19 protein-coding genes, 1 tRNA gene, 1 other RNA gene and 1 pseudogene are annotated in these 21,889 nt (G+C 40.1%); 14 read left to right on the top strand and 8 right to left on the bottom strand.

From position 1 onward, the window contains the following. A pseudogene (locus BP549_RS09920) lies at positions 1 to 469 on the top strand (hypothetical protein); the annotation flags it as partial. Positions 470 to 645: 176 nt separating this feature from the next. Here BP549_RS09920 and BP549_RS09915 read toward each other — a convergent pair. Then, positions 646 to 1,989 carry an ATP-binding protein gene (locus tag BP549_RS09915; protein ID WP_292380265.1) on the bottom strand — a complete coding sequence of 448 codons (1,344 nt, stop codon included), beginning with the start codon at positions 1,987 to 1,989 and terminating at the stop codon, positions 646 to 648. A gap of 787 nt (positions 1,990 to 2,776) precedes the next feature. Between BP549_RS09915 and BP549_RS09910 the strand changes: the two genes are divergently transcribed. Further along, on the top strand, positions 2,777 to 3,508 hold the full coding sequence (locus BP549_RS09910; protein WP_292380264.1) for a flavodoxin family protein: 732 nt from the start codon (positions 2,777 to 2,779) through the stop codon (positions 3,506 to 3,508). Positions 3,509 to 3,617: 109 nt separating this feature from the next. Beyond that, positions 3,618 to 3,806, top strand: coding sequence for a hypothetical protein (locus BP549_RS09905; RefSeq protein ID WP_292380261.1), 189 nt, complete (start codon positions 3,618 to 3,620; stop codon positions 3,804 to 3,806). Here the strand turns inward: BP549_RS09905 and BP549_RS09900 are convergent. From BP549_RS09900 to BP549_RS09890, 3 genes are all read right to left on the bottom strand, one after another. Then, complete coding sequence (locus tag BP549_RS09900; protein WP_292380258.1) at positions 3,803 to 5,557, bottom strand: ABC transporter ATP-binding protein; 1,755 nt, start codon at positions 5,555 to 5,557, stop codon at positions 3,803 to 3,805. The two genes, BP549_RS09905 and BP549_RS09900, sit on opposite strands and share 4 nt — an antisense overlap. A gap of 507 nt (positions 5,558 to 6,064) precedes the next feature. Next, complete coding sequence (locus BP549_RS09895) at positions 6,065 to 6,808, bottom strand: geranylgeranylglyceryl/heptaprenylglyceryl phosphate synthase (protein ID WP_292380255.1); 744 nt, start codon at positions 6,806 to 6,808, stop codon at positions 6,065 to 6,067. Between the two features lie 6 nt (positions 6,809 to 6,814). Further along, positions 6,815 to 6,964: a 50S ribosomal protein L40e gene (locus BP549_RS09890; RefSeq protein ID WP_048109418.1), complete on the bottom strand. Its 150-nt coding sequence runs from the start codon at positions 6,962 to 6,964 to the stop codon at positions 6,815 to 6,817. Positions 6,965 to 7,354: 390 nt separating this feature from the next. On the opposite strand from BP549_RS09890, the gene purB reads away from it, so the two are divergent. Next, positions 7,355 to 8,701: an adenylosuccinate lyase gene (gene purB / locus BP549_RS09885; RefSeq protein ID WP_292380252.1), complete on the top strand. Its 1,347-nt coding sequence runs from the start codon at positions 7,355 to 7,357 to the stop codon at positions 8,699 to 8,701. Positions 8,702 to 8,912: 211 nt separating this feature from the next. Here the strand turns inward: purB and BP549_RS09880 are convergent, their stop codons facing one another. Beyond that, positions 8,913 to 10,538: a methylamine methyltransferase corrinoid protein reductive activase gene (locus BP549_RS09880; RefSeq protein ID WP_292380250.1), complete on the bottom strand. Its 1,626-nt coding sequence runs from the start codon at positions 10,536 to 10,538 to the stop codon at positions 8,913 to 8,915. Positions 10,539 to 10,844: 306 nt separating this feature from the next. Here BP549_RS09880 and ffs point away from each other — a divergent pair. From ffs to BP549_RS09830, 10 genes are all read left to right on the top strand, one after another. After that, positions 10,845 to 11,160: signal recognition particle sRNA (gene ffs, locus BP549_RS09875), an RNA gene on the top strand. Between the two features lie 135 nt (positions 11,161 to 11,295). Next, positions 11,296 to 11,380 (top strand) — tRNA-Ser (locus tag BP549_RS09870). Between the two features lie 213 nt (positions 11,381 to 11,593). Continuing rightward, complete coding sequence (locus tag BP549_RS09865) at positions 11,594 to 13,582, top strand: monovalent cation:proton antiporter family protein (RefSeq protein ID WP_292380248.1); 1,989 nt, start codon at positions 11,594 to 11,596, stop codon at positions 13,580 to 13,582. Between the two features lie 241 nt (positions 13,583 to 13,823). After that, positions 13,824 to 14,516, top strand: coding sequence for a DUF1538 domain-containing protein (locus BP549_RS09860; protein WP_292380246.1), 693 nt, complete (start codon positions 13,824 to 13,826; stop codon positions 14,514 to 14,516). Beyond that, positions 14,513 to 15,241: a DUF1538 domain-containing protein gene (locus BP549_RS09855; protein ID WP_292380243.1), complete on the top strand. Its 729-nt coding sequence runs from the start codon at positions 14,513 to 14,515 to the stop codon at positions 15,239 to 15,241. The genes BP549_RS09860 and BP549_RS09855 overlap by 4 nt, the downstream gene beginning before the upstream one ends. Next, positions 15,231 to 15,578, top strand: coding sequence for a P-II family nitrogen regulator (locus BP549_RS09850; RefSeq protein WP_292372199.1), 348 nt, complete (start codon positions 15,231 to 15,233; stop codon positions 15,576 to 15,578). The genes BP549_RS09855 and BP549_RS09850 overlap by 11 nt, the downstream gene beginning before the upstream one ends. A gap of 843 nt (positions 15,579 to 16,421) precedes the next feature. Further along, positions 16,422 to 16,805: a DUF2178 domain-containing protein gene (locus BP549_RS09845; RefSeq protein WP_292372197.1), complete on the top strand. Its 384-nt coding sequence runs from the start codon at positions 16,422 to 16,424 to the stop codon at positions 16,803 to 16,805. 1 nt (position 16,806) lies between these two features. Beyond that, complete coding sequence (locus BP549_RS09840; RefSeq protein ID WP_292372195.1) at positions 16,807 to 17,031, top strand: helix-turn-helix transcriptional regulator; 225 nt, start codon at positions 16,807 to 16,809, stop codon at positions 17,029 to 17,031. A 437-nt stretch (positions 17,032 to 17,468) separates the two neighbouring features. Continuing rightward, positions 17,469 to 17,648 carry an MM0924 family protein gene (locus BP549_RS09835; protein WP_292372193.1) on the top strand — a complete coding sequence of 60 codons (180 nt, stop codon included), beginning with the start codon at positions 17,469 to 17,471 and terminating at the stop codon, positions 17,646 to 17,648. Between the two features lie 199 nt (positions 17,649 to 17,847). Further along, positions 17,848 to 18,024 (top strand): MM0924 family protein, encoded by a 177-nt coding sequence (locus BP549_RS09830; protein ID WP_292372191.1) that lies wholly within the window; start codon positions 17,848 to 17,850, stop codon positions 18,022 to 18,024. A gap of 175 nt (positions 18,025 to 18,199) precedes the next feature. Here BP549_RS09830 and speB read toward each other — a convergent pair whose 3' ends face one another. The 3 genes from speB to BP549_RS09815 all read right to left on the bottom strand — a co-directional run bounded on the left by speB (position 18,200) and on the right by BP549_RS09815 (position 21,793). Further along, positions 18,200 to 19,075, bottom strand: a complete 876-nt coding sequence (gene speB, locus BP549_RS09825; RefSeq protein ID WP_292372189.1) for an agmatinase — start codon at positions 19,073 to 19,075, stop codon at positions 18,200 to 18,202. Positions 19,076 to 19,157: 82 nt separating this feature from the next. Beyond that, positions 19,158 to 19,544 carry a translation initiation factor IF-5A gene (locus BP549_RS09820; protein ID WP_292372187.1) on the bottom strand — a complete coding sequence of 129 codons (387 nt, stop codon included), beginning with the start codon at positions 19,542 to 19,544 and terminating at the stop codon, positions 19,158 to 19,160. 518 nt (positions 19,545 to 20,062) lie between these two features. Then, positions 20,063 to 21,793: an aldehyde ferredoxin oxidoreductase family protein gene (locus BP549_RS09815; protein WP_292380240.1), complete on the bottom strand. Its 1,731-nt coding sequence runs from the start codon at positions 21,791 to 21,793 to the stop codon at positions 20,063 to 20,065. Positions 21,794 to 21,889 lie beyond the last annotated feature (96 nt).

Raw genomic sequence — 21,889 nt, 5'->3', positions numbered from 1 at the left:
GAACATTCCTCTCAAGGTCGATTCTTCAAACATAATGGTAATCCCTTCCAAAGAACTTAGAATGGTGGATGGAAAATCTACGATTGAATTTGATGTAGCCAATACCCACCCTAATGATTTTAACTCGGTAAGCATAAAACCTGAAGCTGAAGGCATCACATTTTACCCTGCAGAATATTTCATAGGGCCAATGGATCCAGACGAGCTTTTTACCATCGAATTCAATGCTGTGGAAGAAAATTCGTGGAATTCCATAAGGGATACCTCCGATCCTATAAATCTGACACTTTCAGCAAGTTACAGCAATGGGATAAATAAGCACGAAAATCTCGTAAGCAACATGTATATTCAGTCCATTGAGGAAACTCAGGGAGGTAATTCGAGCATGGTTGTTCCAGGCTTACTACTTGTTGTCGTCGCCGGTGCAGGTATGCTAATTTACAAAAAGAAGAAGCAGAGCAGAAAATAAACATAGCCGGAGATAAAAGTTCTCTGAAGACTTATTTCCAAAAGGTTTAAAGGCAGCAAGGTCCAGACAGGTTTCTTTAAACAGGTGGGGCAGTTTCAGGCTGCTCTTGACCTTTCGACTCTATAGAATAAAATGTGTAAAATGATATTATTAGTCCTGGCTTTGGCCAATTTCCTTTAAGATTGTATCTTTCGTTTCATCGGAAGGGTAAAGATAAACGTGCTGCCTTTTTCTCCCTTCGATTCCACCCAAATTTTTCCTCCGTGGAGATCTATAAAGTTTTTAGCAATATAGAGTCCAATTCCAATTCCACTATATTCCCTGCTTATGGAAAAATCTGCCTTAATAAAAGGCATAAACATTTTTTCATAATCCTCTTTTGACAACCCGATTCCGCTATCTGAAACTTTAATCTCGATCATCTCTTCTTTTTTAAAGGCGCTTACAGTAACCTTTTTCTTTTCAGGAGTAAATTTTATAGCGTTATTTATTAAATTGTATAAAATCTGTCTCAGTTTTGTCCTGTCAGCCTGGACTTTCTCAAGGGAGGTATCAACTTTTACTTCTACACTAATTTTCTTATTTGAAGCAAATGAGAGAAGACTCATTCTTACCTCTCCTATAAGGCTGGCAATATCTATATCCTCATAGTTAAGACTCCTTTCACCAGCTTCGAGCCTTGAGACATCAAGTAGATTATTGATAATTTCAAGAAGATTTTTCCCGCTTATGAGAATATTACTTACATATTTTGATTGCCTCGTATTCAGGGACCCAAAAGCCCCTTCCAATAGTAAATCTGAGAAGCCTATAACCGAGTTAAGGGGAGTCCGAAGTTCATGGCTCATGTTAATTATTAGTCCGTTTTTGGTCCAGTTTGAAGCTTCTATATCCTTTTCCGCGTTGAAAAAATCATTTTCTAGCTCTATTTTTCCTTCCAGAGCTCTCAAACGTTTCCATTTTCCATTTCTTTTGGCAAAAACGTTATTTTCTTCTATTAGTTCAAGTAGGGATCTACCTGAAAGTTCTCCCAGAGGAAGGGTACAGAGAAATGTGACACTTTTACCATTTTCAAAGACTGCCTTTCCAATGGCTTTTCGACACGTCTCAAGACAGGGCTTAAGATGATTTCCAGTCTTTTTAATTTCAAAATTCGTTCTAAAGCCTGAAAATTCTCCAGAAAGGGCTTTTTTATATCCTTTTTCTGCGAGTTCTTTTACTGCTGACTCAAGAAGAGTAAGATTTTCCGGAAAAGGATTAGGCGACAGAATTTCTAATTGAGAGGAGGTGAGATAATATTCTACATCCACTCCTGCCTTCTTAAGTTCATTTTTTGCCCCTTCAGCGGCCAGTTTATCAGGGGAAATCAATAAGCAATATTCTCCCTCCTCGATTCCTTCCTTAAAATAGGTAACAAGTAGTTCTGTCAATTCTTTGGCGTCCTCATACACGGCAGAGATCTGGTGACTCTGTGGAGCATTTGAAAAAAGCCCAGGATCTTTAACAATATTTTTCCTCAAAATCCTTCCCCTCCATATTCTAACTGTGTTTCAATATTATGCAACTGGTCTTGAATGGGGCATGAGACTGAGTCTAAAGAGGCAAATTTAATGTTCAACAATTTATGTGACTTAATACTTTTTTGAATCATTTTAATAACTCAGGCAAAACAATCTTCTTTTAACTTATGGTACTATACATATGCTTCATTTTTTATATGTGTATTACTAGTATATATAAGAAATATCCTGGTTTATACTTTCCTTTTAATGTATATCTATTATATATTTAATATATTTAGAAATTAATACGGGGTTTTGGGGATCTTAAGAAATAAATTTTAATTTTACACTATGCAAATGTATTTCGTATTTCACTCCTACTCCAAATGGTCTCATCTCTGGCTTTTTTCTCATACCATAATTATTGTATTCAAACTATACAGAGCATTTATTTTCTGGATATTAGATCATAATTTATATATTGATACAAGTAGAAATGCTACTTATGTATATAGAAAATGCCTATAATAATTCAATTAGTTTTTCCATATACGATAATAATTACTAGGGAATAGGTGTGAGCATCTGGGCAGGGCCTAGTATGCAGGGAAATATTTGCTAAGGTCAGTAATGAAAAGAAAGCTGAAAACAATTTGCGGAAAAACTTAAATCTCATTGTATATATGGTTGGAAGGAAATAAGTAAAAACACATAACTGTAAAATTGGCCTTTTGTCGAAAATGCTGTTGGGAACATTCTTTTCAGCTCGCAGATTCTTTATTCAATGAGAAAGGGGGATTACTACATGAAAATAACAGTATTCAGCGGGAGCCATAAGGGCAGAGAAGGAAATACTCTTATTATGGTTGAGGAATTCCTGAAGGGAGCAGAAGAAGCCGGGGCAGAAACCGAAAATATTTTCCTGATCGAAAAAAAGATTGGGTATTGCAAGGGAAAATTTGAATGCTGGCTCAAGACCCCTGGGAGCTGCACAATCCGGGACGATATGGATGATTTGCTTCCCAGATTTGTGGCTTCAGATATTGCAGTATTTGCATGTCCTGTATATTTCGATAATACCCCGGCTGTTATGAAAAACTTTATAGATAGACTTGCTCCTGTGCTTTTGCCTCATTTTGAAGAAGATGAAATGGGGGAGTACAGGCATGCAAAGCGTTACGAAAAGCTTCCTAAAATCGCCGTGATATCAAACGCCGGGTTGCCGGGCCAGACAAATTTTCAGGTTGAAAGCCTTTTTTTCAAGAGGCTTGCGAGAGCTCTTCACACTGAACTTGTTGCTGAGATTTATAGAGGGGAAGGGGAAATCTTCAGGGGTAAAAGCAATTTCATGCTAAAACCTCTCCTGGGGAAGTATCAGAAATTGCTCAGATGCGCAGGAAGAGAACTTGTCGAAAACCAGAGGCTGTCAGAAAAATTAACCCAAGATCTCAAAAAGCCAATTGTGCCTGCAAGCCTGTACATAAAATTTGGGAATGAAGAATGGGACCGACTGCTCGAGGAAAATAAGGTTGACTAAATAAAACTGCAAAACATAAAGAAAATTGTAACCGTATGGATAATTAAAATAGATTAAAAACAAGCCTCTTCAAAAAAACTGCTTGCCTGCAAACTTTTTAGAAAAAAGTTTGATCAAAAATCCTCTTACAACGTTAGGGTTTGATGAAAATCTTATTTCCAAGCCCTATCTGCGTGATCAACCGGCTCAAAGGTTGTGGCACAAGCCTTTTCAAAAAAGGCTTGACCGAAAACCCCTGACAATGTTAGGGTTTGATGAGAACCTTGTCCCCAAACCTGTCCTTTTTGCTGTTTCTTAATTAGCTTCAGAACCGCCTTCCACAAGGTCTTCCAGGCTGTGTTCCATGTAGGGGGCATTACTCCTGTTGATTAACTCCTGGCATACTTCTGCCGGCTTTCCATCCAATGCAAGGGCTCCATTATCAATCAATACAGCCCTATGGGCAACTTCCCTAACAAAATCCATATGGTGGCTCACAAGCACAATGGTTGTACCAAAGCGTTCATTGATTCTTTTTAAAGAGTTTGTGACATCCCTGAGAGTTACAGGATCAAGGTCTCCGAAGGGTTCGTCAAGCATTAGATATTCTGGAGACGTTGCAAGGCTTAAGGCAATAAAAGCCCGTACATGCTCACCTCCGCTGATCTGGTAAGGAGTTTTGTCAAGAATTTCCATTGGCAGGTCAAGTGCTTCAAACACTGGCCTTGCATAAGTATCGACATCAGTTATCGGGATTGTCGGAAAGAGTTCGGAATAGATGGTTTCACTCAAATTGAGTTCCCGCAATGCAGTATCTTTTTCTTCTTCTGGCATGTCAGGAAGGCGGTATATAGTGTCAAGGGTCTCATCCGAAAGCCCCATTTCCCTGGCTTTACACCTTGCGTATTCTATTGCCCCTAGCTTTTTCATGCTTAGTCTGAACCGAATCTGTTCCCTTACAGTAGAGTTCACAGACATCGAGAATTCCTGGTTCATGATACTCATGATTCTACGGAGCTCCATGCGCTTTTTGCTATACTCGGTGACACCTACCCAATCCCCGTTGCAAAGATACTCGACGGTTCCGCTCTTTGACCTTACAAGCCCCTCCATGAGCTTCATAAGGGTAGTTTTTCCAGCTCCCGAGGATCCGATAAAAGCCAGAATTTCTCCCTTGTAAACATCGAGGGAAAAATCTTTTATGTTAAGTACTTCTCCCATCCTGATGAGTGAATAGCGTTTTGAAATTTCCTTAACTTTGATGCAGACTTCTTTCTTCTCGGGTTCCACAAGCTCTTCCCTTGGTTTCATATCCCTGAGGAAATTTTTAAGCACGAAGGAAGGTTCTCCGTCGGCTGCAATTTTCCCATTTTCAAGGAATATCAGCCTGTCGGCAAGATATGCGTGAATTTCCGGAAGGTGAGAAACTACTATAATCGGGATATTCAATTTCTTTTTAAGACTCTTTATTACATCAAGAACTTCTTGTTTTGTGTCCGGCCCGGTCATTGTAACAGGTTCATCGAGGAGAAGAAGTTTTGGCTTTGCGGCAAGCTGCCTTGCCATTACAACTCTCTGTTTTTCTCCTCCGCTCAGGAGATTGGTGGAGTGAAGTGCCTTATCTTCCAGACCCACGAGTTTCAGATACTCCATTGCTTCTTTAAACAGTTCGTCGTAGTCATTATCTACATTGTGTGGAAGGTGTTCGTTTTGTGGAAGAGCTTCATACCCTACTCGAAGGTAGTTTAGCTTTCTTATAATATTTTCAATCGCAGGCCCGTTCCAGAGCCCGAAGTTTCGTTGGAGATGTATTGCGCTTACACTTTTCAGAAACTTCTCCCCTTCAATCCCTGAAGCAGGCGTTATAATTTCTCCATCTATTTCCACAGTTCCTTCCTGAAAGGGCTCAACTCCTCGGATAATATGCAACAATGTCGATTTTCCGCTTCCGCTTCGACCTGTAATCCCGAGAATTTCTCCATCCTCTACCGTGAGGTCGATATGGTCCAGCACTCTTATCTTTTCGGAACGTACCTCATAATCTTTAACCAGGTTGGAAACTCTGAGCATAATCATACCTTTTAGTGTTAATCGTAAGTTAATGCCTGACCCGAAATCTATTCTGCAATTCTGCCAATTGCATATGGTTATTTTGTATTCTTTCACTGCAATTTTCGGATGCTTTTGTATAATAGAATTTGTACTAAAACAGGAGTCAGATATTACCTTATAAGTATTTATTACAATCGGCTGCTGTAATTTAACCTAAACAGTATCAAAAATTAAACACTAATACTCAAGATTTCTGAAACTTACTACATATTGATTTGAGCTAAAAAAGGAGTTTTTCTGGTCTAAAAGATTTTTTCATCGATTGATTTTCATCGGCTTTGGTTTTTATGAGTTTATTAAGCAAATAAACAAATTTTATTCCTTTTTGAGCTTAAAAAAGCCTACGCTCCGGAAAAAGTACTCTAAAAAATAAATATAAAAAGAAAGGCAGAATTTAATATATCTTTAATAAGTCCTTTTATACTTAAAAGCAGGCAGCACATCCTGAATCTTTCTTTTCAGGGTTCATCTTTTTATGGCTGACACAAGCTCAGCCACTTTTGCAGTAACGTCCCTTACTTCTTCAACAACGGTGCCGGTAACTATCATATCTGCACCTGCCAGTGCACAGAGTTTTGCAGTCTCTGCATCTCTAATCCCACCGCCGACGATGAGTTTATTTTCCCCGAGTACTTGCTTGACAGCTCCTATCATCTCAGGATTGACAGGCTTGTCAGCTCCAGATCCGGCTTCAAGGTAGGTATAATGCATGCCCAGGTATTTGCCTGCAAGGGCATATACTGCGGCAATTTCAGGTTTCTTCCTGGGAATCAGTTTTGCGTCCCCTACCCAGCCAACCGTTCCTCCAGGTTCTACTATTAGGTATGCCATGGAGATTGGTTCTATCTGGCTCTGGTATACAAGCGGTGCTCCTAGCACCTGATTTGTAATCACATACCCTATATCTCTCGAGTTCAGCAGACTCATGAAAAATACGGCATCTGCATACTTGCTAAGCCCGGCTGAACTTCCAGGGAAAAGAATGGTTGGGACATCTACCTTTTCTTTTATCTTCACGACAGTTTCATCAAGTAGGGTTCCCGACGCTCCGGTTGAGCCCCCTATCATGATTGCATCTGTGCCTCCCTTAACTGCTGCAAGGGCAATTTCAGCGGCTCGTTCAGGCGTTTGGGAAGCGGGATCAATAAGGGTAAGATGAACTTTTCCTTCCTTATCAATGATTTTCTGAAGGTGTGCTTCCACCTGCAAAAAAGATCATGCTCCCTTAGATTCCTTGGATTTCACCCGAAGAGCACTGTAACCGCATTTTCTGCAGCGGGTTGCTCTTATTGCATTTCTGGCATTGCATCGCATGCAAATTTTTTTATTTAGTAATCTTTCTTCTGCTTCTGGAAAACGAGCCATTTTTGTCACCTGCTACTATTTTTCAATATTGATATGGTATGGTATATAGCCCGCTTAATGGATGTTAAGGGATATAATGTTTTTCATCAAAAAAGTCTGTCTTTTCTTTTATTTTTAGAATAATCGTTGTTTTTCTTATCCCGCAACTCAAAGCTTATTTATTGCTTATGTTATTTATTCTCTGCTCTGTATACTTAATCCAGGACTGAAACTGTAATTAAGTTAACATTTCACTGTGGCAAAGTTAATATTGAAATTACATAACGCTGATAACCATTTAAAGCTAAAGTCATTACTTAAAACTAAAACCGTCAGGTTCTAAATATATCTAATTATTAGTTTAATCTTCTGAGGTTTATTTAATTCCTTATCTTATGAATGGTGATTTATGTGGCGATTCATCCTATAGACTACCGGTATGGTACAGCAGAAATGAAACGTGTGTGGAGCCAGGAAAACAGACTTGCCAAGCTCCTTCAGACCGAGGCAGCTCTTGCCCGCGCTGAAGCGGATATGGGTTTGATTCCCGCAGATGCGGCTGAAATTATATCTGAGAGTATCTCTTCTGTAAAAGCTGAAAGAGTTGATGAAATTGAAGCCGAGATCCATCATGATATGATGGCTGTGGTCACTGCAATTTCTGAGCAGTGCAGAGATGACGCTGGAAAATGGGTACATTTCGGAGCCACTTCAAATGATATCCTGGATACGGCAACAGCTCTCCAGATTAAGGATGCAATCGATATTCTGGAAGATAAACTCAAAAATCTGCTAGAGGTTCTGCTTGACAAGGCCGACGCTCACAAGCTGACGGTCTGCTGCGGAAGGACACACGGACAGATTGGAGTTCCTACAACATACGGCCTGCGTTTTGCTATTTGGGCTTCGGAGATTTCAAGGCATCTGGATCGTCTCTATCAACTCACTCCCAGAGCGACTGTAGGGCAGATGACAGGTGCAGTTGGGACCCAGGCTGCGTTTGGAAAATCCGGAATTCTTATCCAGAAGCTTACAATGCAGCATCTTGGAATCGGGGCTGTGGATGTTTCTAATCAGATCATTCAGCGGGATAGGCACGCAGAATTTGTAATGTGGATGGCAAATACGGTCACGACTCTCGATAAGATCGGTATCGAAGTTAGGACTCTCCAGCGCAGTGAAATTGCCGAGATTGAGGAAAGTTTCGGAAAAAAGCAGGTAGGCTCATCTACTATGCCTCACAAGCGCAATCCTATCAAATCCGAGCAGATATGCGGGCTTGCAAGGATTGTAAGGGCTATGGTCGAGCCCGAACTTCTTAATAATACCCTGTGGGATGAAAGAGATCTGACTAACTCTTCCTCAGAGCGGGTAATTTTCCCTGAAGCCTGCGTGCTTACGGATCACATCCTCAAGCTCGGGATAAATGTAATTGAAAACCTGAAGTTCTACCCTGAAAATATCCGGAGAAATTTGGAATTGCTCAGAGGCCTCAATATGGGAGAGGCTATAATGATTGAGCTTGCAAAAAGAGGAGTAGGCAGGCAGGAAGCCCATGAACTTGTGCGGACTGCAGCAATGAAAGCTCACGATACGGGACAGCATTTCAAGACTGTACTTCTGGAAACTCCTGAAATCGCAAGATATCTAACTGCTATAGATATCGAAAATCTCGTAAATCCTGACAGATATATAGGGACTGCAGTGGAGCAGGTTGAAGTACTTGTCGCAAAACTTCGTGAGGCTTATTCCCTCTAACTTACTCCTTCTAACTTTTTTCTTATCTTCTATTTTTTCATATTACAAGGAGTTATTTTCTCTGGCCAGCGTAATTTCCTTTTATTCACCTTAATTTCTCTTTAAATCTTATCTAAACCGTTTATTAACAGTTATTTTTCGGGATTTCGTTGGAGATTTTGGAGTCGCCTGACCAGAGATCCTGAGCACACTTCTTGTTTGGGTACACTTTTTATTCCTGCAGTTCCCGGTCGAAAACCTTAAGATTTTCCCAATTAAATTTTTCCGGTGGACAGGCTCGGATACACTTCTGGCAATGAGCACCTTCACAGAGATCCGTGCTTATCATAACCCTGTTTTCTTCGTCAATTGATATGGCACCAGTTGGGCAGACTTTAATACACTTTTTACATTCGGGGCAATCGACAACCATAGTCATGTAAGTTCCGACTCTTTCAAGAACGTAAAGCCCTTCTTCTCCGAGAACTGGAATATCTCTCTCCACACGTTTCTCGATAATGGGATTCTGTATAGGGTCTCCAAGTCCAGGAAGGCCCTTCTTTTTGAGATATTTCTTGAACATTTTAAAGGGCATACCTTCCTCCCAGTATGCCAGTTCGAGAACATATACGTCACGGAATTCCGGAGCAGTAGCAAACATTATATGTGTGCCTATTATTTGACTTGCAATATCCTGCAGTTCCCATAATCTCTTTTCCGAAAGCAGAATTTCACGGGCTACTGCAAGTGAAGTGTTTCCAATCTGGCAGATCTTTTCTGCTGCGTACGGAATCAAACCGATTTTCTGGGCTTTTATCGCATCCATATAAGTGCCGGCAGCACCTGCCATATAAGCTGTATCTATGTCTGTCATTTCGATACCTGCGGTTGAACAGAGCGTAATATGCCCTGCACGAATAGCACCTATAGCTTTCCCGGCTTCTTTCAAGTCTTTTTCAGAGAAATCCATCCGATTTTGCAGATGAATTCGCCCATCAGGAGTTTTTATCTTTGGAAGCTCTATAAGGCCGTGTCCAATTCCTTCTTCTATTAGAGCTATGACCCCGGTACCTGTGATTCCCTTAGCTTTGATCTGACCTTTATCAAGGACATCTCCGGTTGCAGGATCTATGAGATCTCCGGGAATTGGTTTCATCTCTTCACTTAGAACGTAATTCCTCAGAGCCTTATCCTCAAATTCAAAATCTGATATGGTGTAAGGAGACGCAAGGTTTCCGTGCTTTATCTGTTGTCCTTCGAGGGCAGGGCCAGCAGCTGCAGACCCGGTATAAATGATATCCTTTACTTTAAGAGCCATCTCTGCATTTGTCCCATAGTCCGTGGCAATTGAGATTTCGTCGCTATCAAGCATTCCGGATTTTACTATCAGAGCCAAGGCGTCGGCCCCAACTTCGTGCTTTATTGCGGGAGGAACTACGACTTCACAATCATATTCATCAAGCCCGGGAATTTCGCTACTATGTACGATTCTTGCGCTTCGGTCCTGTTCCTGTATATTATACTTCTTTTTCTTCCGTTCTCCTGCATAAGCCAAGTCCTCAATGCTTATTCCCTGGAAGATGGATAGTTGAATTGGATTTCCACAGATTGAAAGCCTTTCAAGTTCTTCACTTTTCACATCAAGAGTCTGGAAAAGATTCTTTACTGCATTTATAGAAAGTCCGTGTGCGAGATCCTGCCCATAGTGAATTGCGAAGTCCATGTGATCCATCACATTCGCTCCGGGAAGAGGGTTCCTCAAAGTTATTACTGTTCTTCTGATCTCTTCCGTATCAAGATCGATTTTCTGAGCTCGATACCCGCTTGTTCCAAGGTCAATTGCAACTCCACATCTCATAGAAACTCCCCTGATTCTCCCTATTTTACTAGGTATATTATTTTGCTCTACTAGCCATTCGAGATTTATTTACACATTATTTTGAAAAATAACGTATAAATAAATAGGGTGATTTATTCCTCCCTACATATTTTAAGACCCTCTGAACTTATCTTAATACGCTGTTTAAGCTGTTTTAAAATAGTTCTATTTTCTTTGCTTTTTTCTTTTAAGACCTATAGAGCATTTCAATTCCATTAATAAAAATAGATATCGGGAGGGGTATGACTGGCATATCTTTATATATTACAAGTGACTTTGTATAGCTGATGAGCTAGTCCGGGTAGCCCGGCGTTACCTATAACCCGAAACTCGCCGATATGCGGGGGACGAAGCCAAAGGAAGATGCGTCGAAGGGACTCCAGCCTGGAATCTCAACGGAGAAGCCCCGTCCTGCTGGGATGGTGCAGGTATGCGGGTTTGCTGGAGAGCAGGTCTTCATACCCTAACTGCGGAAACCGGTCGAGGCCCGGAAGGGAGCAGACTAACTGTGGGCAACTATCGCTTGCGGGGCTGCGGGGTGGAGAAGAGGCTCCAGTCTACTGGAATCTTCAAGATTCAGCAACCTGAGGCGTGCTCATCGCTTAATACATCAGGCGATTCAGTTTTATAGCACACTATTACCTCTTGTAAAAATAGTCTCTGTGAAATATTTCGTCTGGAAAAGATTAAATACATAAAATGCGTTTAAGGGGACGCGCTTCTTAAAGTCCTTTGTGACGAGATAGCCAAGCCCGGTATGGCGCGGGATTGCTAATCCCGTGATGCTCTGCATCCCGGGGGTTCGAGTCCCCCTCTCGTCGTTTCTTTTTTTCAAAGCTTTATCCATAGAGATTATTTTTTATTTCTTACATCTCTTTGTAACATTCCGTATCTACATTTTATACAAAATTTCATTCCAACAAGCTTCTTTCTATATTATTAAGTCAGGGTTCCGAATTCATAGTCAGTCTCCTGACTTTTCGACAGTTCATTATATAAAAACATTTATATTATTTAAAAATTAATTTATATTGATGGCGACTACTCTTTTATCTGACCTACTTATTATTTTTGGGCTTTCTATTCCTGTAGTTTTTACTTTCTCAAAATTAAAAATAGCTCCGTTGATCGGCTTTCTACTTGCTGGCATTCTTGCCGGACCTTTTGGTCTTGGGCTAATTCAAGATATAGAAAATATTGAGCTTTTAGCCGAAATCGGAGTCGTACTCCTGCTTTTTACCATAGGTATGGAGTTTTCACTGCGCGACCTTTTACAACTTCGCAGAATCGTAATCTTTGGAGGTGGATTGCAGCTTTCCATAACTGCAGTTATCGTTGCTCTCATATTCCTCTGGCTTGGCAATTCCAAAGAATCTTCTATTTTTCTTGGGCTTTTAGTGGCATTAAGCAGCACTGCAATTGTCCTCAAACTATTACAGGAAAAAGGAGAAATCTATAGTCTTCATGGGCGAACTTCTTTAGGAATATTGATTTTCCAGGATATCGCCTCAGTGATAATTATCCTCTTGATTCCGGTTCTTGCAGGCATCCCAGGAACTGATAAGTCATTTTTAGAGCTTATTCTTCAGGGTCTCGGTCTAATCTTATTTACTATTCTAAGCGCCAGATATGTCGTTCCTTTCATTATGTATCAGGTAGCAAAGACACGGAATAATGAGCTTTTTCTCCTGAGTGTTGTAGCAATTGGACTTTCTGTAGCCTGGCTGACTTCTATGGTTGGTCTATCTCTGGCGCTGGGGGCTTTTCTTGCTGGCCTGATCATCTCGGAATCTGAATATTCGGTTCAGGCTCTTGGGAATCTAATCCCATTCAGGGATATGTTCATGAGTATTTTTTTTATCTCGATTGGGATGCTGCTTGATCTCGATATATTAAAAGAACATCTTCTACTGATCTTGGTTGCTACCCTGGCTGTACTGCTCCTGAAGGTTCTGGCAAATAGTTTGAGCACTTTTCTCATAGGCTTTCCTTTGCATACAATGATCCTGGTTGGATTTTCTCTTTCACAGGTTGGGGAGTTTTCCTTTATTCTTGCAAAGGTAGGCTTTACAAGTGGACTGGTTTCCTCTACTATGTATCAAGAATTTTTGGATATGGCAGTACTTTCTATGGTACTTACCCCTCTTCTTATGAATGTAGGGTACCGAACCACAGATTTTGCTGAGTCGCTACCTATTCCTCAAATCTTGAGACAGGGCTGGTACAGTAAATCCAAAGAAAACGGATCTGAAGAGAAACCTGAAAACCATGTAATTATAGTAGGATTCGGGATAAACGGTAGAAATGTCGTGAATGCCGCAAAAGCAACTTCAATTCCCTACATTGTAATTGACATGAATCCTGATGTCGTACGTATAGAGAAACAGAAGGAAGAACATATTTTTTACGGGGATGCTGCTCAGAACGCCGTGCTGGAACATGCAGGCATCTATACTGCGAAATCCGTTGTCGTGACCGCAGGCGATCCTTCCAGCGCCAAAAGAATTATTGAAGCTGCTCGGAGATTAAACCCGGAAATCCACATCATTGCCAGAACGCATTTCCTTAGTGAGCTGGATAAGTTTTATGCTTTTGGAGCAGATGAGGTCATTTCTGATGAGTTTGAAAGCTCAATAGAGCTTTTCACAAGGGTGCTTCACAGATACCTAGTTCCCAGCAGCGAGATCAATTCTTTGGGTTCAACACTACGTGCCGACCATTATAAGATGATCCGAAGTCCTGGTATTCCCAGAAAGAAATTTTGCGATGTGGCTTTTGATTTTGCAAATGTGGAAATCCGGAGTATCAGAGTCGGGAAGCTTTCCAAAGCAGCAGGAATGACCCTTGGAGAACTCAATCTTCGTAAAAATTATGGAGTATCTGCACTTGCAATCTCACGCAGTCATAAAATTATTCCCGGGCCGGAAGCTGAAACTGAAATTCTTGCGGATGATATTCTGCTTGTGATCAGCCCACCAGAAAATCTCGATGAAGTTAAAAAACTTTTTGAAGGCGTCGGGTAATAGTTATCTTTAACACTTTATCCAAATTAACAAAAGTAGTCAAGTGTGAGCGAAAAATTTTATATATTAACTATGTTATTTTATCTATACTTAAGTCTAAAATTCTGTCGGGGTTCAGTGGAATACTTAATTATCCACTGTTGGCAAATGGAATTTTCGATCTTGTTTATTTATATAATCTACTTTAAATTCTTATCTTACTATCTTTTCAAGTAGGTCGCATACATTTGGTGGAACTTTTATGATGCGTGATGTTAATGAAACTTTTCGGGAAGTTATCCAGGCTATCTTTCCTTTAACCTTAGCAGTAGTGTTACTGCTGCTTGTGTTCGTTGGTATAGGTCTGGATGATCTTATCTCTTTCTTGATGGCTACAGTTCTAACTGTAATCGGAATGACTTTTTTTCTAACTGGAGTTAAGATGAGTATGCTCCCTATTGGGGAGGCAATCGGAGCTGACTTACCTAAGCACAACTCACTGGCTTTTATTGCAGTAGTTGCGTTTTTACTCTCATTTTTTGTGGCCATAGCAGAACCTAATGTAAATGTTTTAATTAACATGATCGATTCAGCTTTGCAGGGTAGCATAAATAATAATTTATTGATAATCTCAATAGCCTTCGGAGTAGGGCTTCTTATGGCTATTTCCATCCTGAGGATAGTATTTGGGACTCCGATCAAATATCTATTTGCAGCAAGTTATTCAATTATACTCTTGCTGTCCTTCTTCGTACCTACTGATTACCTGGCAATTGCCTTTGATTCCGGAAGTGTGACTACAGGGGCTATGATTGTGCCTGTGATTATGGGCCTTGGAGTAGGGATGGCTTCTGTATTGCAAGATAGATCTGAACTTGATGGTTTTGGACTTATTGGCCTAGCAAGTATAGGTCCCATATTGAGTCTCATGTTGCTGGGGGTTCTATCTTCATGAGTTTAGAGAGTACAGGAATCTTGCTTGTGTCTTTTGAAGTTATTCAGTCAATTGCTCCTTTAATAGTTTTCTTCACGCTATTCCAGATATTATTTCTAAAGTTGCCATTATCACAATTAATAAGGCTTTATACTGGATTAGCTTTCACTGCATTTGGCATGATCTTATTTCTTCATGGTGTTAACAATGGCTTTCTCCCTGCGGGAACCCAGATCGGCGAATTTTTTGGCGAATCTAAAAAAGGCTTTTTGATTCCCGTAGGTTTTGTCCTTGGTTTACTTGCTACTTTAGCAGAACCTTCTGTAAGAGTATTATGTTACCAGGTTGAGGAGTCTTCCAATGGTTATATAAGATCAAATCTTATGCTCTATACCCTTTCCTTCGCAGTTGCTATTCTGGCTGCCATCTCAATGGCCAAGATCATCTATAGGATTCCTTTCCTGTATATAATAGTCCCAGGTTATTTATTTGTCCTTATACTGTTATGGCTCTGTGACAAAGATTTTGTGGGTATTGCATTCGATGCAGGAGGAGCTGTAACAGGTCCGATGGCTGTATCTTTTCTTATGTCTATGGCAGTAGGTGTAGCCACAGCATATGAAGGGGCAGATCCTGTTGCAGACGGCTTTGGCCTGATCGCGATGATAGCATTAGCGCCCATTATTTTCGTTATGCTACTCGGGGTTTATATAAGATTTAACGGAGGTCAAAAGAATGTCCAATGAGAAAGACTTTGTATTAATAGTAACAATCGTAAAAAAAGGCTGGGGTGATGAGGTTATCAAGGCTTCAAAAAAAGCCGGGGCTCATGGTGGAACAATCTTGTTTGGGCGTGGAACAGGAATTCATGAGAATAAAAGTATTCTTGGCTTAATGATTGAACCCGAAAAAGAGATTGTCCTTACGATAGCTGAATCTAGTATTGAAAACAATATTCGGAACAGTATTATCAAGACTATAAACCTTGATGAACCGGGAAAAGGTATAGGCTTTGTAATTTCTTTGGATAAAGTGTTTGGTATTAGTCATCCGTTTTATGAAACGCTGCTCTCAGAGAAATAAAAGAGCTATAGTTGTTATATGTAGCATGCTCGCCACAGAATAATGATTAAATATCCAGAAGTATATGAAAATAACAAAAAGAGAACTCATATCTTTTAAGAAGATATGAGACTCTAAAACGTTTGAAGTCACTTTTGTTACTTCTGCGTAAACTTTTTTGAGACTTGCAGGTGAAATAACTTCTCCAGGGAAAAAGGAACTTTTGACGAGCCTCCCTCGATCCATTCCCATCGTGATCAAGAATAGCAATAGAGAATAATAGTAATAGAGGATAAGGAGAATTTCTCAAACTGCGACTGCGGTCAGAAATTTTAAGATTCCTTTATAGGGTCAATTACGAGAATCATACTCTGGCAGTTATAAAATTGACCCTTTTTATCATCTGTATCGCTGAAAAGTAATATTTTAAACTGTTTCCTATTGAACATTACAGCAGGAAATCAGAAAAAGTATGATGAGACAAATCCAAAATACAATTTCAATGTATCTTAAAAAATTATCTTCCATAGTTCTAGTACACAAGACCCATATAAATTATTTATGCAGTTTCTTCTTCTAACACATTAGAATTCTCAAAAAAAGGATTTCTAATTACTTTTTACTTTCTACCTACTCTGTCTTGATATCTTGCTTCTCTTATTCTTTCTTCTATCAGTCTGTATTCTTTTGCTTTTAACCAGTTTTCGACAACTTTATATAATGTATCTATCTATGTACAATATGTAAAGTTTACGTTACTTATTGTATACAAAAATATTCAATTTGTTTTTAAAACTATACATAAGAATGCTACTAATATAGAAATTTGACTGAAATTGAAACATGTATTTAGGGAGTTATTAGATGAAACAGAAACGACTTCGTATAATTTTGTTCCTGATTGTAATTTTAATGGGGACGGTTTTAAGTTTTGCCTTTTCGATAGGAAGTCCAGTACTTGCTATAGGTGTCTTCTTAGCAGGGGGAATTGCCATATATATCTTTAAAAATAGACAGGAAGGCATTGTGGAAGACGAACGTATTTACCAGATCAGTCAGAAGGCTTCGAATGTTACTCTCCGAATAGTTACACTGGGTCTTGCAATTGGGGGTGTAGTCCTAATATCCATGAAAGATCTCTATCCCGGGTACACTTACCTTGGTCTCTTCATGACATATGCTAGTTGCTGGGTTATTCTGCTTTACTCCCTGTTTTACATATACTATAACAGGGAATTTGGTGGCTGAGATGAAGAACAATATTAAAGTTTACAGGGCAATGCATGACCTTACCCAGGAAAGCCTGGCTGAAAAACTGGGAGTGACAAGGCAAACTATACATGCGATTGAAAAAGGCAAATATGATCCATCTCTTGAGCTTGCATTCAAACTTTCCAGGTTTTTTGGCGCCTGTATTGAGGATATTTTCCTCTATGAAGACCGTGAAGCCGAGAGTTCTAAAAGAAATAGTTGATCCGTTTAATTACGAAATAAAGGATTTATTTGCTTAAATCTCAGAGACATTTCTCTTAAAATTTTCCAAAATGACTCTAATTAAACCCTTTTTTATTAAAATTTGGGTTCACAAGCTTTTTCCAGATAAACTTAGCTTTCCCGGATTCCTTAAGCAAGTAAACCAGGAGAAAAGGAGCCATATAATCTTTTTTTATTTTCGGGAAAACGAGACCTAAAAACTACACAGGCTCTCAGGTAAGTAAGCTAATTTTCCTCCCGTAATTAATGGCGATGTACACTGAAAAGCAATTTTAGTTTCTAAATATATTTATATGAAATGAAAGGGTATTTACAATTAACGGACATTTGTGGATGTACAGACTGCCAATTTCTGTCATCAAGCGAACTAACAGATAAATAATCAAGTTGCAAAAATTAAGCAGGGGAAATAAATCTATGATGCAATCGTTTATAGTGGAGCACTATCTTAACAAGAATGTAGATGTTTACTGTGGTGGACCTGATGTTTTCAGGGGAAATGTAGAAGCCTGCGCCGATAATGTTCTGACGCTCAATAATGAAGGGAAACTTACCCATATAGCCATTGACAAAATAATAGCACTTTGGGGTCAATAAGTTCAAAATTTCATATTCCTTTACTATTTTATATAAAGGATAACTAGATTAAGAAAAGATCCTCCGAGTCGTTTTCTATACTGATTAAAGCTGGAAAACACTCTGAAAAGCTGGATTAGTTCTTTATTTTCCAGAATAAGGGTCATTCAAATTATAGAGTTAGAGTTTAATACGTGAGAAAATATTGAGGTGTAAAGAAATGCAGCCTTTTATAGTAGAACACCTTCTAGGCGAAGTCGTAGATGTTTACTGTGGGGGTCCTGATGTTTTTAACGGAAAGGTGGAATCCTGCGCAGACAATGTGCTCACTCTCAAGCAGAATGGAAAGTACACACACGTAGCCATTGACAAAATAATAGCCATTTGGCTCGCTTAACTGATTTAAATCGTCAATCGATAAATAGAGTATTGGATCCTGGACGTATTGAGTCCTGAAAATGTTCCGAAGCTTTAATACTTCGCCTTTTCCAACTTTTTCAATTTCAAAAAATGAGTAATCCTATCCATTGCGAATTTTGGATCTCTCAGGATTACTTTTCGGCTTTCTCAGCTCATGCTTTCCTGCAACTATTTGCATGGGAAGCTATAAACTCTCTCATTAATTTTGCCCCAAGCATGGCACTTTGCCCGGAATCGTATTCAGGGGCGATTTCTACGACGTCAAAAGCCATTGAGATCGGAGCAAGCGTCCGTATCGCAGTCCTTACATCCCGAGCACTCAGACCGAATGGCTCAGGTGTGCCGAGACCAGGAGCATAAGCCGGATCTATTGCATCCATATCAAGGGAAAGATATAGCTGGCTGCAATCAAGCCATTCAATGGCTTCTTTGAGGATCTCTACCATGCCTGTGGATTCCACATCGTCAGCTGTATAATATTTAAGGTTATTTTCCCTGGCAAAGACCCATTCTTCTTCCGGACCACTTCTGATACCTATAGAGACAAGATTCTTCGTAACCTCATTGAGAATATTTCGGGACACGCAGGCATGGTTATTCTTAAAGCCCCTGTACTCTTCCCTGAGATCAAAATGAGCATCCAGAACAAGGACTCCAAAGTCCTCTCCTGCGAGTTCGGCACAGGCTTTCACCATAGCGAAAGTCAGAGAATGCTCTCCACCAAGCATAATGGGAAGCTTTCCGTCATTCAGGAGGTCTTTTGTAGCGTCGTAGAGACTCTGCAGGGTCTCATCAACCGAGGCTGAAGTTTCCAGGTTTCCTGCATCATATATCGGAAGATCCACAAGATCTATGTCAAAAGTCGGGTTATAACTCTCAAAATTAGCAGAGACCTGTCGCATAGCGTCTGGAGCCCAGCGGCTGCCTGCCCTGTAAGAAGAGGTATTATCAAAAGGCACACCGAAGATAACATAACGTGCAGATTCATAGTCTGCAAGAGCGTCTATAAAGGAATTGGGTAAAAACATACTTTAACCTGATATGAAATTATTTGCTTAAAAAAGAATGACTCAGGCTGTTAACCTGAGTTTTCACTTTAGTTTTGAAAGTTTATGTCCGTATATCGAGCTTGACCTTGCCAAGGGCCGTAATATAAGAAATCTCTTCGCCCTCTTTGACCTTATCCTTATATTCATCAGGAATTACGATCTCAAAGGTTGAGAAGTCTCCCATGTCCATGAGTTGGGCAATGTCGCCAGTGATCGAGATTATCTGTGCAGTCTTCCTTTCCACAATCGGAACATAGACTTTGTTTGCAACTGAACCTATATAGGAACGTTTCTGACCGTCAAAGAGGCCTATAGCTTCGACTCTTGCCTTTGCAGCTCCGTGTTTCCCAGGCTTGGACTTGGTAATGCTTTTTATGACGCATGCTTCGTCATCAATGATTACATATTTCCCTTCTTTAAGTTCTTTTACTTCTACCTGCTGTTTCATAATGATTCTCCCATACGTTTTTGGATGTTTATAAATAAGTTGTAAATGCCATTTCGGATTTGCCGGACACTTTCCGCGGCTCCGACGAAGTAGTATAAGAAGGCTTTCCTAATTTTTAAGCCTGTCTCTTATTCTGTCCACACATTGCTAATCTTCTGCATGGAAAAATGGAAAATATTCCTGGTTTGGGGTGACTACAGAATCAATCTACAGATCGAGAACTAATACGATTAATTATCCTTGACTATATAACGCTTGTGCGAGATTCTGCGTCTTTAGACTGGATTTCGGGAATATTTGCCTGAAATCTCTTGAATAAATTGGAAAAACCCAGGTTAGTGGAATACTGGATTAAAGGAAACATTAGATTTCAAAGAGAAAATCCTTTACCTTATAAAATTTATTATTTTTGGAGCTTGTATACAGTAAAATGCTCTAAAATACTTTTCCTTTCTTTTTCTCTTTGAGACGCGTTATACCAAATTAATTTTATACTTCTAACCTCTCGAACTGCCTTTTCAGTTTTCTTCTTTAAAGCTGAGTCCAAGCTCCTTTAATTTCTCCGGCTTCGGTATTCCTTCCTCATCCCAGCCACGGTAATGGTAATATTCCTGAAGTGCAGCTTCAAACTCCTGCTTGGGAAGCCCGTGTTCTTTATCCTCTCCCTTGTTTTCAAACAGCCTTTCAGGGATGGTATCATCTTTCCGGGTAAATCCGGCTTTGAGGTTATAAGTTTTCTCCAGATTATAGATTCTTTCTCCGATTTTCAGAAGTTCTGCAGGGGATATCTCCATACCTGTAGCCGAAAGAAGGAGAGCTGAAACGAGTTCTTCGTTAAGGACAAAACCCGAGTAGGGGCAGAATACAAAAGAGTCTAGAACTGCAGTCAGATTTTCAAATACCTGAAGGATACCTGCTTTTCCTTTAAGGCTCAAACGGTCAAGACTTACAGGCTTTCCAAGTACCTCGGGACCGACCATAAAAGCAGTCAGATAGTCTCCTCCGTGGGTGGATGTAGCATAAGCCAGGGCCTGCCCCCTTATCCCTCGCAGATCAAAACCTGCAAGTTCGAGCCCTTTTACATCCATGCTTAAATCTTTTTTCCCAATGCCTGAAAAGTATCGTCTGGCTCCATTTCCGAGTTTTCCTCCTTCTCCAATTTTAGAGAGCATGGATTCCAGTTCATTATCTTCAAATATTCTTGCTTTAAGTTCTCTACACGCTCCAAGCACGGAACCTGCTGAAATAGGGTCAAGTCCATAATCCTTGCATATCCTATCAGCTTCAAACACGGAATTCAGGTGAGGGTTTTCAAGGTTAAATCCGAAGGCCCAAAGGGAATCATAATCAGGCAAAATCTGCCCAGTTTCTTTAATTCTCTTTTTACAACCCAGAGGACAGCAAGGGCAACTTTCATTTTCAAGCTCGAAAGTGGATTTGATATGTTCTCCTGAAAGCACGTCTGAGAAAGAAGTCTTCCTTCCGGTAAAGTTCCTGCTGGGGATAAGATTCATGTAATCGAGTAATTTTACAAAAGCACATGTCCCATAATTTGCAAGACCTTTGGAAAGCACGGGGCTTGCATCAAAAAGTTTCAATACTTTTGCTTTAAGTTCCCTGAAGCTCTCTGGATCGGAAGGCAAAAGTTCTTTTTCTCCTTTTACAACCACAGCTTTTAGCATCTTTGAACCAGCAACTGCACCAAGACCTCCTCTTCCGATATGTGTGGAATCAACAACAAAGGAAGAAATAAGAACCTGCTTTTCTCCTGCTCTACCAATACAGGCCACCCTGCCTTTGCTTTCAAGGGCTTCGGTACATGCTCTAATATTTTTTCCCCAGAGATGTTCTGCGGGCAAAATTTTAATGCTTCCTCCCTTTATTTCCACATAGGAAGGTCTATTTGCCTTTCCGGTGATTACCAGAGCATCAATTTCAACTTTCTTGAGCTCTCCCCCGAAACCCCCACCCATGTTCCAGCTAAATATTGTGCCTGTTAACGGTGATTTCGATGTAAGGACTGTCCCTGAAGCCATCGGAGCAAGGCCTGAAAGAGGCCCTGAAGTAAAAATTAAGGGATTTTCCTGGTCAAAAGGGTCAATATTAGCATCTGTAAGCTCGGAAAGCAATCTTACCCCAAGCCCTCGGCCGCCAAGGTATTTTCGAATTAAGTTTTCATCGGTCCTGACTGTACTTACCGATTCGGAGCTAAGGTCTAAATATACTGTTTTTCCTGTCCAGCGAGTCATATTGAGTCCTCTATTCTCTTTTCCTGTTTTGCTTTTTTAGTTGAGAACTTTTTTTCAAGTAGCTGCCAAGATTCTATTAAACTCACCTTTTTCTTG

This window comes from Methanosarcina sp. UBA289, assembly GCA_002496565.1.
GTDB lineage: Archaea > Halobacteriota > Methanosarcinia > Methanosarcinales > Methanosarcinaceae > Methanosarcina.
The sequence above is the reverse complement of the archived record's forward strand: the minus strand, read 5'-3'. Positions and strand labels throughout refer to the sequence as shown.